The sequence below is a fragment of the Salipiger sp. PrR007 genome (assembly GCF_010499845.1).
Classification (GTDB): Bacteria; Pseudomonadota; Alphaproteobacteria; order Rhodobacterales; family Rhodobacteraceae; genus Salipiger; species Salipiger pacificus_A.
Genome location: NZ_JAAGOZ010000023.1, coordinates 1 through 13,431 on the forward strand (window position 1 = coordinate 1; position 13,431 = coordinate 13,431).

The following is a 13,431-nucleotide window of genomic DNA, read 5'->3' on the forward strand; positions in this document are numbered from 1 at the left end:
TGATACCGTCACCGATGTCGCGACATAGAATCTCATCTTGATTGTCGCTGCCGTCTCTCCCTGATTGTCGCGCTATAGTTTCCATGCTTAAAGCAATACGTCTGCGCGGATGACGGTTCACACATCGCGATTCGTTCACTAAATGTCTGTGTGGATGAAATATCCTCAAGGATTTGATATCTCGGCGAGTTGACCAAATTCAAAATCCCCCGGCCGTGAGGTCATGTCGGTTCGAGTCCGACCTTGGGTACCACATCCCGCATCCCGTCGTGTCGAAGATCCGATGCGCAGCCGTAAGGGCCTGCGCGTAACGGAATGGTTCGGCGCCAGAACTTCCTCGTCACGCCGCGGAGACACCGCGCTGCTGCCGTATTTGTTCCTCATTTCGAAATCAGACCGTCCCGGCACTGACTAGAAAGGTCTATCTGAATGTTAGGTTTGATTTCGGGCTCCGGGTCTGGGAGCTACGCCGGTCTCTTCGGCGGGATCGCCAATGCGATCAACGCGGGGCGGCAGGCCGGCGCGGTCTCCAAGGAGGACGGGGCGCAGGCTGTAGAGGCGTCGCGCGAAGCGGAGACAGGGGAAACCGTCGTCGCGGCCGAGGCAAGCGCGGTCAAAGATGCCAGTTCCAAGCCGACGGCGACCGAGAGCGGACAGGCTGCGGCAGCCAATGCCAAAGCTCCCGAGGTCGCTGCACAGACCGACTCGCGCGCGGTGGATGACGAGCCAGAAACCATGGAGTCGCTCGAAAAGGCGCGCGCGCAGGCGCTCGCCACTCAGGAGAGTTTCATGAAGTCCCTGGTGATCGCCCAGATGGGCGCCGGCGCCGACGAGGACGGACTTGCCCAACGGCTGCGCCGCGGTGCCGAAGGCTACGCGACCACCCGCGCTTCGGAAGGCGGGGAGCGCGCGCCGCAACGCGCCAGCGTCGAGGCCTGAACCGGACCGCCCCAGGGCGGGCACCCAGACAAGCGGCGTGCGGAAGACCCCGTGCGCCGCGTTGTCATTCTGGTCGGCCTGTCCCGCGTCGTTCGTCTCGCGAGCGGGCGGGTTTCCGGGCGGAACGCAGCACCCGTTCGCCGATGCTGTAGGGGCAACGGAGGCAGCAGGTGCGCGGGCCACGGAGCGGCACTCTTGGGGATGTATCCGAAGGTGGATTCAGAGTGCCATGGTGACCAGCGGCGCTGTTGAAACGCGGCTGGACAACCATGGCACTATCCGAAGTAAGTGCCGACTTTCCCAAAGGAAAGTGGCGGAGAGACAGGGATTCGAACCCTGGGACCCCGTGAAGGGTCAACGGTTTTCGAGACCGCCCCGTTCGACCACTCCGGCACCTCTCCGCGGGGGTCGTGGGGGGCCGTTTAACGACAAGCTCGGGGGGGTGCAACAGGGAATTTTGAAGTTTTTTCATCCGGGCGGATTTCTTTTCCGGCGAAGCTCCGCCAGTGGGCTTTTTGCTCACCTTGGAAATGCCGCGGCCGGGCCCTAGGCTTGTCGTCAGCCATATCCGGAGTTGTCCTGTCCCATGTTCTCGCGTCTCGCCGCCTGCGGTTTTGCCGTCATCCTAGCCATGCCCGTTCGCGCGGAACCCGCAGGGGACCTGCTGGACGCGCTCAAGATCGACGAGATCGTCGAACTCATGCGAATTGAGGGGCAGGGCTATGCCGAGGAGATGGCGACGGACCTGCTTCCGGCGGGCGAATCCGAGACATGGCGGCAGTCGGTCGACCGGCTCTATACACCCAACGCCATGGAGGAAGTGGTGCGCGCGGGATTCCTCGAAAGCTTCGGTGACACCGATCCCGCGCCGCTTCTGGCGTATTTCGCCAGCGAAGCCGGTCAGAAGGTCGTGACGCTGGAGATCGAGGCCCGGCGCGCGATGGTCGATCCTGACGTCGAGTCGGCGGCGCGCGAAGCCTGGCGTGAACGGGCAGGGAGCGGCGATACGCGGCTGGACCAGCTCGATGAATTCGTCGAGGCCAACGACCTATTAGAGACCAATGTGGTCGGCGCGCTCAACGCCAGCTTCCAGTTTTATCTCGGCCTTGTCGACGGCGGCGGACTCGAAATGACCGAGCCCGAGATCCTCGAGGAGGTCTGGATGCAGGAAGAGGTCACCCGCGCCGACACGCTCGAATGGCTTTATGGCTATCTCCTGCTGGCCTACCGGCCGCTGAGCGACGCGGAGCTTGACGCTTATATCGATATTTCCGCGACGCCCGAGGGAAAGGCGATGAACCGGGCGTTGTTTGCCGGGTTCAACGCGATGTACAACGAGATCTCCTATGGCCTCGGCCTCGCGGCCGCACAGGAGATGCTGGCGCAGGACCTCTGAGGCGGGGCGGGCCGGGCGGCTCGGGGCAGAAAGCCGGGGTGGACCACCTGCAGAATATGGCGGGAAAACCGCTGTGCGCGGGTTGACACATGGGCAAATTGCCCCGATAAGCCGGGCCTCGTGACGGGGCCATTGCGCGCCCCGCTTTCGATTCTTACATCCATACAGCCCGCAAGGGCGCGCTGTTCGACGGCGGAGCGGGCCAACCCGCACCACGAAGTCCCCAAGAAACCGGGGCGCCACAGGACGCGGTAGACAAAGGAAGACGCAGATGTTCGCGGTGATGAAAACCGGCGGCAAGCAATACAAGGTCCAGGCGGGCGACGTGCTCCGCGTGGAGAAGCTGGCTGCAGACGCGGGTGAAACCGTTCAGTTCAACGAAGTCCTGATCCTCGGCGGCGACAGCGTCACCGTGGGTGCTCCGCTCGTGTCCGGTGCTGCCGTTCAGGCGACCGTGATCGACCAGATCAAGGGCGAGAAGGTCATCAAGTTCGTCAAGCGTCGCCGTAAGCACGGCTCGCAGCGTACCCGTGGCCACCGTCAGCAGCTCACCCTGCTGCGCGTGACCGAGATCCTCGCATCCGGCGCCGAAGGCACCGGCGTGAAGGCCGCCGCTGGCGCCGCCTCCGCACCGAAAGCCGCTGCTCCGAAGGCGGCTGCTGCCGCCGCAGGCGACGACCTGACCAAGATCACCGGTGTCGGCCCCGCCGCCGCCAAGAAGCTGAACGAAGCCGGCATCGCCACCTTCGCACAGCTCGCAGCCGTTGACCCCGAGAGCTTCGATGCCGTCAAGGTGAAGCCCGAGTGGGTTGAACAGGCCAAGACCCTGGCCTGATAGACAGTTAAGGAGACCAACCCATGGCACATAAAAAAGCAGGCGGTAGCTCCCGTAACGGCCGCGACTCAGCTGGCCGCCGTCTCGGCGTGAAACTCTACGGTGGCCAAGCGGCCAACCCGGGCAACATCATCATCCGTCAGCGCGGCACCAAGTTCTGGCCGGGCGAAGGCGTGGATATGGGCAAGGATCACACGATCTTCGCCGTGGCCGAAGGCTCGGTCAAATTCCACAAAGGCCTCAAGGGCCGCACCTTCGTATCCGTCCTGCCGGTGGCGGAGGCTGCTGAGTAAGCTGATCCCGGATCGAAAAATTGGAGGGGATCGGCACGGGCCGGTCCCCTTCTCCGTTTCGGGGGGAGACGAAGCGGCCCGCGAGATTTCTCGCACAAGAGGAGTAAGACGATGAGCCTGGCCGAAGACGACCAGCTGACCGCGCAACCGGTCATCGAGACACCCCGTTTCCTGCTGCGGCCGCTGCGCCGCTCGGATGCCGGGCTGATTGCGCATTACACGTCCGAGCTGCGCCTCGCGCGCATGACCACCTCGATTCCGCACCCGCTGCCGCCGGGCGCGACCGAGGCCTTCATCACCCGTGCCACGGAGTCCAGCCGTGTCGAGGACGTCTGGGCGATGGATGCCTCCGAGCAGGGCGGCGCCGAGGTGATGGGGCTGATTTCGCTCGAGCGCCTGACGGATGGCAACCAGGCCGAGATCGGCTACTGGGTCGCGCCGCCGTTCTGGAACACCGGCCACGCGTCCGAGGCGGTGCGCGCCATGGTGCAGGCCAATCCCTTCGGCAGCGCGACGATGTTCGCCTCGGTCTTCCAGGACAACGCCGCCTCGGCCCGGGTGCTGACCAACTGCGGTTTCGAATACATCGGTGATGCCGAGGCCTTCTCGGTGGCGCGCAATTCGGCCGTGCCCACCTGGACCTATCTGCGCCGGATGGACTGAACGTAGGCCTCGGCCCGCGCAGCCCCGCGACAAAGTGATCCCGCCCGGCCGACGAATTCCGTTGGCCGGGCGTAGTCTTGCCGCCTATAAGCAAGGCATGATCACCGAATTCGGACATTTCGCGCTCATCCTCGCCTTCCTCGTCGCCTGCGTGCAGGCGGTGGTGCCGATGATCGGGGCGCAGAAGCGCTGGCCCGGCTGGATGGCCGTCGCCGAACCCGCCGCAACCGCCCAGTTCCTGCTTGTCGCGCTGTCGTTCGGCGCGCTGATGCACGCCTTCATCGTTTCCGACTTCTCGTTGCGGCTGGTGGTGCTGAACTCGCATTCCGCCAAGCCCTTGCTCTACAAGATCAGCGGCGTCTGGGGGAACCACGAGGGCTCGATGCTGCTCTGGGTGCTGATCCTGGCGCTCTTCGGGGCTATGGCGGCTTGGTTCGGCGGCAACCTGCCGCCGACGCTGCGGGCGCGCGTGCTGGCGGTGCAGGCCTCGGTCGCGGTGGCCTTCTTCGCCTTCATCCTATTTACCTCGAACCCCTTCCTACGCCTCGCGGTGCCGCCCTTCGACGGGCAAGACCTCAACCCGCTGTTGCAGGACCCGGGGCTCGCCTTCCACCCACCGTTCCTTTATCTGGGCTATGTGGGCCTCTCGATCTGCTTCAGCTTCGCCGTCGCGGCGCTGATCGAGGGACGGGTCGACGCCGCCTGGGGTCGCTGGGTCCGCCCCTGGACGCTGCTGAGCTGGGTGTTCCTGACCATCGGCATCGCGCTCGGCTCCTGGTGGGCCTATTACGAGCTTGGCTGGGGCGGTTTCTGGTTCTGGGATCCGGTCGAGAACGCCTCGTTCATGCCCTGGCTGCTGGCGGCCGCGCTGCTGCATTCTGCCATCGTCGTGGAAAAGCGCGAGGCGCTGAAGAGCTGGACGATCCTGCTCGCGATCCTCGCCTTCGGCTTCTCGCTCATCGGCACCTTCATCGTGCGCTCGGGCGTGCTGACCTCGGTGCATGCCTTCGCCTCGGATCCGCAGCGCGGGGTCTTCATCCTCGGCATCCTCGTCTTCTTCACCGGCGGCGCGCTGACGCTTTACGCGGCCCGCGCGGGCGTGATGCAGGCCAAGGGGGTCTTTGGCCTCGTCAGCCGCGAGTCGGCACTCGTGGTGAACAATATCCTGCTTGCCGTGGCGTGTTTCGTGGTCTTTACCGGCACGCTCTGGCCGCTGGTCGCCGAGATGCTCTTTGGGCGCAAGCTCTCGGTCGGGGCGCCCTTTTTCAACATGGCCTTCACCCCCTTCATGGTGCTGCTGGGGCTGGTGCTGCCGATCGGCGGCCTGCTGAGCTGGAAGCGCGGCAAGCTGGGCCGCGCGGTGCAGCAGCTGGTGCCGGCGCTGGTGCTGGCGGTGGCGCTCGCCGGGCTGGTCTGGGCGATGCAGAGCGGGCGCAGCCTGATGGGGCCGGTGGGGGTCTTCCTCGGCACCTGGCTGGTGGCGGGGTCGATCACCGATCTTCTCAGCCGCATCGGCCAGAGCCGCGACTGGCGCCGCCTTGCGCGGCTGCCGCGCGCCGACTGGGGCAAGGCCGTCGCCCATGCGGGCCTCGGCGTGACCATGCTGGGCATTGCCGGGCTGATGGCCTGGCAAGAGGAAGACATCCGGGTTGCGCAGGTGGGGGAGCCCTACGCTGTGGGCGCCTACGAGTTGGACCTTCTTGGTGTCAGCCGCGTGCAAGGGCCGAACTATGTCTCGGACATGGGCGAGGTCTCGCTGCGCAGGAACGGTGCCGAGATCGCGCATCTCTACCCCGAGAAGCGCAGCTACCCGGTTGCTGGCATGCCGACCACAGAGGCGGCGATCGACAACGGCTTCCTGCGTGACGTCTACGTGGTGCTCGGCGATGCGCAGGCGGGCGGCGGCTGGACCATGCGGGTCTACGTCAAACCGCTCGCCAACTGGATCTGGGGCGGGGCGCTGCTCATGGCGCTCGGCGGGGCGCTCAGCCTTTCGGACCGACGTTTCCGCGTCGCCGCCGGAGCGCGCAAGTCCGCTTCGGCGCAGGGGGTTCCGGCTGAATGACCGTGCTGAAACCCTTCCGCGCGCTGCTTCTGTTGGCGCTTCTGGCGCTGCCGCTGGTGCAGGCGGCGGTGGTGCATGCCGTGCAGCCCGACGAGATGCTCTCGGACCCCGCGCTCGAGGCGCGGGCGCGCGAGCTGTCCAAGCACCTGCGCTGCCTTGTCTGTCAGAACGAGAACATCGACGATTCCAACGCCGCGCTCGCCCGCGACCTGCGCCTGCTGGTGCGCGAGCGGCTGGTGGCCGGCGACACCGACGACGAGGCGGTCGCCTACCTGGTCGACCGCTATGGCGAGTTCGTCCTGCTGCAGCCTACGACGCGCGGTTGGAACTGGCTGCTCTGGGCCGCCGGGCCGATCCTCTTCGTGATCGCGCTGATCCTTGCGGGAGCCTACCTGCGCGGCCGCTCGCGTGCCGAGGCCAGCACCGAGGCCGGGCTCAGCCCCGAGGAAGAGGCCCGGCTGAAGCGCATTCTGGATGAACACCCCTCCTCCTGACAGGACTGCCGGCAGGGTCGGGAGGATCCGAGGAGTGACGCTCAGAAACGCAACAGCATCCCCGCTTTCCATAGACGACCTTTCGGGATTCCCCCGACGGCTGCGCGCCGGGCTCGAGACCCTGCCGTCGTATCAACAGATGCTCGGGTTGATTGCCCGGGCGGCGGGGTACCGCAACTACCCGCACCTGCGCGCGCAGACCACGACGGCGCCGCGTGCTGACGCGTAGGCGTCTTATGGGTTCCGGTCCTTCCGCGACGCGGCTCGGATCCGCCGGACAATGATCGAGAACCGCATGCTTGAGCGTACGCCCCACAGGGCTGTCTACACCCGCATCGAGGCCCACCCGAGCGCGGACGCGCTGGCGCTGATCGCGGCGCTCTGGCAGGTCTGAGGCGGGTACGGCCAAGGGGTCTTGCACCCCAGGCGCGCGCGGGGGAAAGTTTCCCCGCGCGGCCGCGCCAATCCGGAGGATCCCATGCACTACGACACCATCCGTTACGAAATCGCCGACGACGTGGCGCTGATCACCCTGGCCCGGCCCGAGGTGATGAACGCGCTCTCGGCGCCGATGCGGGCCGAGCTGACCCATGCCATCCAAGCGGGTGGCAAGGACGCGCGGGTGGTGGTGCTGACCGGCGACGGCCGGTCCTTTTGCTCGGGGCAGGATCTGGGGGACCGCGAGAGCGCGGCGAACATCGATCTCGAGCGGGTGCTGCGCGACGAATACATGCCGATGCTGAGCGCGCTGGTGGACTGCCCGCGCCCGACCATCGCCGCGGTGAACGGCGCGGCAGCGGGCGCCGGGGCCAACCTCGCGCTGGCTGCCGACGTGGTCATCGCCGCCGAAAGTGCCTTCTTCATGCAGGCCTTCACCCGCATCGGACTGATGCCCGACGCGGGAGGCACGTGGATGCTGCCGCGGCAGATGGGCATCGCCAAGGCCATGGGCGCAGCGCTCTTTGCCGACCGCATCAGCGCCGCGCAGGCCGAACGCTGGGGGATGATCTGGGAGGCGGTGCCGGACGCCGAATTCGAGGCGATCTGGAAGGCCCGCGCCGCGCATCTGGCGCAGGGCCCCTCCGAGGCCTATGCCCGCATCAAGCGCGCGATCCGCGGTGCCTTCGAGAAGGATTTCGACGGCCAGCTGCTGCTTGAAGCGCAGTTGCAGGGGGAATGCGGCATGACGCGGGACTTCAAGGAGGGCGTGGTCGCCTTCCACGAGAAGCGCCCCGCGAAGTTCGAGGGGCGCTGAGCGCCTAGCCTGCGGTCAGCGTCGACCGCCAGCGCGGCGCATCCACCCGCAGCGGTCCCGCAGGAACATCCCAACGCGGGGGGTGGCCATCCAGTGTCGCCGGGAACCGCAGCCGCCGCGCCGGGCCCCAGCCGGTTGCCTCGACCTGCGGGGATTGATCGCCCTCGGTGACCTCGATGGGCGCGCCGGTGACGTCACGGACCCCGCCCGAGACCAGCAGGGCGCCCGTGCGGGCCAGCGACAGCCGGGCCGAGAATATCTGTCCGCTCGCCTGCCGGCGGCGCAGCGCGCGCAGCACCGCCGCGGCCATGAGATAGCCGGTGGCATGGTCGAGCGCCTGAACCGGTAGCGGCACCGGGCGCGCGGCCGGCCTGCGGCGCATCCCCTCGTCGGCGATGCCGCAGCTCATCTGCACGAGGCTGTCGAAGCCCCGCCGCCCGGCCCAGGGTCCGGTCCAGCCATAGGCGCAAAGGCTCACCTCGATCTGCCCGGGAGCCAGCTTGCGCCCGCCGTAGCCCAGCCTCTCCAGCGCGCCCGGGCGGTAGCCGTGGACGAGCACGTCGGCCTGTCTCAGCAGGTCCTCGAAGGTCGCGCGGTCGGCGCTCTGGGTCAGGTCGAGCCCGGCCCGGCGCTTGCCCAAGGTGACTTCCGGCTCGACGCCTGGCTCGTTCCACCAGGGCGGGTCGATGCGCAGCACTTCGGCGCCGTGGCCGGCAAGGAAGCGCGTCGCCACCGGCCCTGCGAGCACGCGGGTCAGGTCGAGCACCCGCAGACCCTGCATCGAGACGGGGGCCGCGCAGCTTCCGGTCTCGCGCCAGTCGATCAGCGGCTCGGCGGCCACCGCCTCGCCCTGCGGATGTGCGGCCCACTCGTCCAGAGAATGCATCGCCGCCGCGGCGCCCCCGGCCGCCACAACGGCGGCTTCGAGCGCTGCTTTCTCCCATCTCGAGACGGTTTCGGTGACCTGTGCGCGGTCGGCGGTGCAGCCGAGCACCGAGAGCGCTGCGTCACGATGGTGCGGCGCGTTGGTGTGCAGCCGGATCCAGCCATTCTGCGCCGCGTAATCTCCGGCGATCGGGTCCCAGGCCGCGGGCAGCTCCCATCCGACGGGGCACAACGTCCGATCGAACCACATCGAGGCGAGGCGCCGGTCGAGTGTCGCCCTTGGAGCGCCGGTCAGCGCAGCCATCTCCCGCGTCGCCGCTTTCAGCGACGCGGTGGCCAGTTCCGAGACCTGAAAGCAGGAGGGCAGCTCGGCGTCTCCATGCTCGTCTACCTCGAGGCCGGGCGGGAGATCGGTGCCGAGCGCCAGGGAAATCTGCGGATCGAAAGGGGATGTCATCACGGCCTCCTAGTCTTGTCTGCCCCCATCAAGCGCGCGGATTGACCGGCTGTAAATCTTGATCAATATAATCAATATGAACGTCATGGATTGGATCGATGCCGGCGCCGCCTGCGCCCTGCTCGGGGTGAAGCCCCAGACACTTTACGCCTATGTCAGCCGCGGCCAGCTGCGGGCCGAGGCAGATCCGCAGGATGCGCGGCGCAGCCTTTACTTCCGTCCCGACGTCGAGGCTCTGCTGCGCCAGAACCGCCGCCCGCGCGCGCGCTCCGAAGTTGCAGAACAGGCGATCCGCTGGGGCGATCCGGTGTTGGTGACCGCTATCTCCGAGGTTCGGGACGGCATGCTGTGGCTGCGTGGACGTTCGGTCGAGGCCTGCGCCGAGACCATGACCCCCGAGCAAATGGCCGCCCATCTTTGCGGTTTCGATAGGCTGGATTTGCCCGACGTGCCATGGTCCGGCGAAGGCGGCAAGCCAGTCGGACGGGCCATGCAGACGCTCGCGGGCGCGGTCGGCGGGGCGGTTCCGATCGCTGACCTCGGCGCAAGCGAGCGAGCGGCAGAGGCAGGTCGGCTGATCTCGCTGGTGGTCAACGCGCTGCTGGGGCAGGCTGGAGGCGGCGCGTTGCAAGCGCGTTTCGCTGGAGCCTGGGGGCTGGATCGAGGCGGCGAGGACGAGATACGCCGGGCGCTGGTGCTGCTGAGCGATCACGAGCTGAACCCCTCGACCTTCGCGGTGCGGATCGCGGCCTCGACCGGGGCGAGCCTGCCGGCGGCCTTGCTTTGCGGACTGGCGACGCTGAGCGGACCACGCCATGGCGGTGCCTCGGCGCTTGCGCGTGCCGCATTGGAGGCCGCGCTGCAGGGCGACTTAGAGGCATTTCTGTCAGCGCGGACGGGCCAGTCTCCCTATGGCTTCGGCCATGGCCACCCGCTCTATCCCGACGGCGATCCCCGGGCGCGGCTGTTGCTCGAGCGACTGCCCCATGACCACCCGGTGCGCCAGGCGCAGCGCCGGCTCGCCCGGACGCTCGGGCTGGCACCGAACGTCGACACCGGGCTGGCGGCGCTGGAGCTGGCTTGGGGCTTGCCGCGAGACGCGGGCTTCACGATCTTTGCGGCGGGGCGGCTTGCGGGCTGGATCGCTCATGCGCTCGAGCAGGCCAGCAGCGGCGCGCCGATCCGGCCCAGGGCGCGTTGCGCGGCAGAATAATTCCCTGCCGAGAAGCAAAAGGCCCCGCGAGAGCGGGGCCTTTGGTCTCAATGAAATCCGGATCAGCGGTTTTCGATATCCGTGTAGTCGCGCTGCGCGGAGCCGAGGTAGAGCTGGCGCGGACGGCCGATCTTGTGCTGCGGATCGGCGAGCTGCTCTTTCCACTGCGAAACCCAGCCGACGGTGCGCGACAGCGCGAAGATCGGGGTGAACATCGAGGTCGGGAAGCCCATCGCCTCGAGGATGATGCCCGAGTAGAAGTCGACGTTCGGGAACAGCTTCTTGTCGATGAAATACGGATCTTCCAGCGCCTGTTTCTCGAGCTCTTTGGCGACCTGCAGGACCGGGTTGTTCTCGACGCCGAGCAGGTCGAGCACCTCGTCTGCGGATTGCTTCATCACCGTCGCGCGCGGGTCGCGGTTCTTGTAGACGCGGTGACCGAAGCCCATCAGGCGGAAGGGATCGTTCTTGTCCTTGGCGCGGGCGATGAACTCGGGGATGCGGTCGACCGAGCCGATCTCTTTCAGCATCTCGAGGCACGCCTGGTTGGCGCCGCCGTGGGCCGGGCCCCAAAGGCAGGCGATGCCGGCCGCGATGCAGGCAAACGGGTTCGCGCCCGAGGAAGAGGCGAGACGCACGGTCGAGGTCGAGGCGTTCTGCTCGTGGTCGGCGTGCAGGGTGAAGATCCGGTCCATGGCGCGGGCGAGGATCGGGTTCACCTCGTATTTCTCGGCCGGAACCGAGAAGCACATGTGCAGGAAGTTTGCCGCGTAATCGAGATCGTTGCGCGGGTACACGAAGGGCTGGCCGATCGAGTACTTGTAGGCCATCGCCGCGATGGTCGGCATCTTGGCGATCAGGCGGTGCGAGGCGATCTCGCGCTGGCGCGGGTCCGAAATGTCGGTGCTGTCGTGATAGAAGGCCGACATGGCGCCGACCACACCCACCATGGTTGCCATGGGATGCGCGTCGCGGCGGAAACCGCGGAAGAAGTTGTGCATCTGCTCATGGATCATCGTGTGACGGGTGATCGTGTTCTCGAAGTCCTCGAGCTCAGCCGCGGTCGGCAGTTCGCCGTACATCAGCAGGTAGCACACTTCGAGGTAGTGCGACTTCGACGCGAGCTGGTCGATCGGATACCCGCGGTGCAGCAGCACGCCTTCGTCGCCGTCGATGAAGGTGATGGTGCTGTCGCAGCTGGCGGTGGAGGTGAAGCCCGGGTCGTAGGTGAACACCCCGGCTTGGCCATAGAGCTTGCGGATGTCGACCACGTCCGGGCCCACGGTGGGCGAATAGATCGGCAGGTCGTAGCTTTGCTCGCCGATGGTCAGTTTCGCGCTTTTCGCTGTGTCAGCCATGCTTGCTTGTCCCTTCATCTGGATAAGGCCAGGCGCGTCGGGCGCGCCCGGTCGGTATTGTCACACATGGCCCGTGGCGGGGTCGGAGAGGCCGGTTTGCCAGACCGTCACGCCGCCTCGGAAGCCGCTGCCTGTTCGAGCCGGAGGAGCGTTTCCTCGCGGCCGAGCACCAGCATCATGTCGAACACGCTCGGGGTGACGGAGCGGCCTGCAAGCGCCGCGCGAAGCGGCCCGGCCAGCTTTCCGAATTTCGTGTTCTGTTCCTCGGCGAAGCGCGCCGTTACCCCCTCGAGCTCTTCTCGCGACCAGCTAGCACTTTGCAACTGCGGCGTCAACGAGACCAGTATACCACGGGATACTGCATCGAGGTTCTTGGCCGCTTTCTCATCCGGGACGATCGGGGTTTCCGTCAGGATGAAGTGAGCCTTTTCAAGAAGTTCCGGGAAAGTCTTGGCGCGGTCCTTGAGGCAGTACATACCCCGCGTCATCCCGGATTTTTGTGCCTCGGTGAAGGCGGGCAGACCTGCCGCATCCAGATATGCCTCGATTTCATGCAGCAGCGCGGCATCGTCCCCGACCGCGATGTGCTGGCCGCAGATGTTTTCCAGTTTCTTGAAATCAAGCCGCGCGGGTGATTTCCCGATTCCCGACAGGTCGAACCATTCTTGTGCCTGAGTATCGGTGAAGAATTCGTCATCGCCGTGACTCCAGCCGAGCCGCGCGAGATAGTTGCGCATGCCGGCGGCCGGGTAGCCGAGCTTCTGGTACTCGTCGACGCCGAGCGCGCCGTGGCGTTTCGAGAGCTTCTTGCCGTCCGGCCCGTGGATCAGCGGGATGTGTGCATAGACCGGCAGCGGCCAGCCCATGGCGGTGTAGATGCCCATCTGCCGCGCCGCGTTGTTGAGGTGGTCGTCGCCGCGGATGACATGTGTGACGCCCATGTCGTGGTCATCGACCACCACCGCGAGCATGTAGACCGGCGTGCCGTCCGAGCGCAGCAGGATCATGTCGTCGAGCTGGTCGTTGCGGATCCGCACGGTGCCCTGCACCTGGTCCTCGATCACCGTCTCTCCCTCTTCGGGAGTGCGCAGGCGGATCACGTAGGGCGCATCGGGGTGGCTCGCCGGGTCGGCGTCGCGCCAAGGGCTGCGGAACAGAGTCGAGCTCCCGGCCTCGCGGGCGGCCTCGCGGAAGATCTCGATTTCTTCCTGGGTCGAGAAGCACTTATAGGCCGCGCCCTTGGCGAGCAATTCGTGCGCCACCTCGGCGTGGCGCGGCGCGCGTTCGAACTGGCTGATCACCTCGCCGTCATGGTCGAGCCCGAGCCAGTCGAGCCCCTTGAGGATCGCGGCGGTGGCCTCCGGGGTCGAGCGCGCGCGGTCGGTATCCTCGATGCGCAGCAGGAACTTTCCGCCGCGGCCACGGGCGTAGAGCCAGTTGAACAGCGCCGTGCGGGCGCCGCCGATGTGGAGGTAGCCGGTCGGAGAAGGGGCGAAACGGGTAACGACTGCCTGGGGGCTCGGAGAGGGGCTCGTCATGGGAATTAACCTCGCGGTAACCGTGGTGGGCCTAGGGTTT

13 protein-coding genes, 1 tRNA gene and 1 pseudogene are annotated in these 13,431 nt (G+C 66.7%); 11 read left to right on the top strand and 4 right to left on the bottom strand.

Annotated features, from left to right (window positions below; all coding sequences use genetic code 11):
- Window positions 1–429: 429 nt before the first annotated feature.
- On the top strand, window positions 430–939 hold the full coding sequence (locus G0Q01_RS11130) for a hypothetical protein (RefSeq protein WP_164196990.1): 510 nt from the start codon (window positions 430–432) through the stop codon (window positions 937–939).
- Between the two features lie 311 nt (window positions 940–1,250).
- On the opposite strand, the gene G0Q01_RS11135 is transcribed toward G0Q01_RS11130, so the two are convergent.
- Window positions 1,251–1,340: transfer RNA gene (locus tag G0Q01_RS11135), tRNA-Ser, on the bottom strand.
- Window positions 1,341–1,525: 185 nt separating this feature from the next.
- Between G0Q01_RS11135 and G0Q01_RS11140 the strand changes: the two genes are divergently transcribed.
- The 9 genes and pseudogenes from G0Q01_RS11140 to G0Q01_RS11175 all read left to right on the top strand — a co-directional run bounded on the left by G0Q01_RS11140 (window position 1,526) and on the right by G0Q01_RS11175 (window position 7,940).
- Window positions 1,526–2,335 (top strand): DUF2059 domain-containing protein, encoded by an 810-nt coding sequence (locus G0Q01_RS11140; protein WP_164196991.1) that lies wholly within the window; start codon window positions 1,526–1,528, stop codon window positions 2,333–2,335.
- Between the two features lie 271 nt (window positions 2,336–2,606).
- Window positions 2,607–3,170 carry a 50S ribosomal protein L21 gene (gene rplU / locus G0Q01_RS11145; protein WP_095883877.1) on the top strand — a complete coding sequence of 188 codons (564 nt, stop codon included), beginning with the start codon at window positions 2,607–2,609 and terminating at the stop codon, window positions 3,168–3,170.
- A 23-nt stretch (window positions 3,171–3,193) separates the two neighbouring features.
- On the top strand, window positions 3,194–3,463 hold the full coding sequence (gene rpmA, locus G0Q01_RS11150; RefSeq protein WP_108965665.1) for a 50S ribosomal protein L27: 270 nt from the start codon (window positions 3,194–3,196) through the stop codon (window positions 3,461–3,463).
- Between the two features lie 111 nt (window positions 3,464–3,574).
- Window positions 3,575–4,126, top strand: coding sequence for a GNAT family N-acetyltransferase (locus G0Q01_RS11155; protein ID WP_164196992.1), 552 nt, complete (start codon window positions 3,575–3,577; stop codon window positions 4,124–4,126).
- A 97-nt stretch (window positions 4,127–4,223) separates the two neighbouring features.
- Window positions 4,224–6,191: a heme lyase CcmF/NrfE family subunit gene (locus tag G0Q01_RS11160; protein ID WP_164196993.1), complete on the top strand. Its 1,968-nt coding sequence runs from the start codon at window positions 4,224–4,226 to the stop codon at window positions 6,189–6,191.
- Window positions 6,188–6,685, top strand: coding sequence for a cytochrome c-type biogenesis protein (locus tag G0Q01_RS11165; RefSeq protein ID WP_164196994.1), 498 nt, complete (start codon window positions 6,188–6,190; stop codon window positions 6,683–6,685). The genes G0Q01_RS11160 and G0Q01_RS11165 overlap by 4 nt, the downstream gene beginning before the upstream one ends.
- Before the next feature lie 34 nt (window positions 6,686–6,719).
- Complete coding sequence (locus tag G0Q01_RS11170; protein WP_164196995.1) at window positions 6,720–6,914, top strand: hypothetical protein; 195 nt, start codon at window positions 6,720–6,722, stop codon at window positions 6,912–6,914.
- Between the two features lie 36 nt (window positions 6,915–6,950).
- Window positions 6,951–7,079 (top strand): annotated as a pseudogene (locus tag G0Q01_RS27320) (hypothetical protein); the annotation flags it as partial.
- Window positions 7,080–7,163: 84 nt separating this feature from the next.
- Window positions 7,164–7,940 carry an enoyl-CoA hydratase-related protein gene (locus G0Q01_RS11175; RefSeq protein ID WP_164196996.1) on the top strand — a complete coding sequence of 259 codons (777 nt, stop codon included), beginning with the start codon at window positions 7,164–7,166 and terminating at the stop codon, window positions 7,938–7,940.
- Window positions 7,941–7,944: 4 nt separating this feature from the next.
- On the opposite strand, the gene G0Q01_RS11180 is transcribed toward G0Q01_RS11175, so the two are convergent.
- On the bottom strand, window positions 7,945–9,282 hold the full coding sequence (locus G0Q01_RS11180) for a CoA transferase (RefSeq protein ID WP_164196997.1): 1,338 nt from the start codon (window positions 9,280–9,282) through the stop codon (window positions 7,945–7,947).
- Window positions 9,283–9,367: 85 nt separating this feature from the next.
- Between G0Q01_RS11180 and G0Q01_RS11185 the strand changes: the two genes are divergently transcribed.
- Window positions 9,368–10,495, top strand: a complete 1,128-nt coding sequence (locus tag G0Q01_RS11185; RefSeq protein ID WP_164196998.1) for a citrate synthase family protein — start codon at window positions 9,368–9,370, stop codon at window positions 10,493–10,495.
- Window positions 10,496–10,557: 62 nt separating this feature from the next.
- On the opposite strand, the gene gltA is transcribed toward G0Q01_RS11185, so the two are convergent.
- Together gltA and gltX are read right to left on the bottom strand one after the other, a co-directional pair.
- Window positions 10,558–11,853: a citrate synthase gene (gene gltA, locus G0Q01_RS11190; RefSeq protein WP_164196999.1), complete on the bottom strand. Its 1,296-nt coding sequence runs from the start codon at window positions 11,851–11,853 to the stop codon at window positions 10,558–10,560.
- Window positions 11,854–11,960: 107 nt separating this feature from the next.
- On the bottom strand, window positions 11,961–13,391 hold the full coding sequence (gene gltX / locus G0Q01_RS11195; protein WP_164197000.1) for a glutamate--tRNA ligase: 1,431 nt from the start codon (window positions 13,389–13,391) through the stop codon (window positions 11,961–11,963).
- Between the last annotated feature and the right edge of the window lie 40 nt (window positions 13,392–13,431).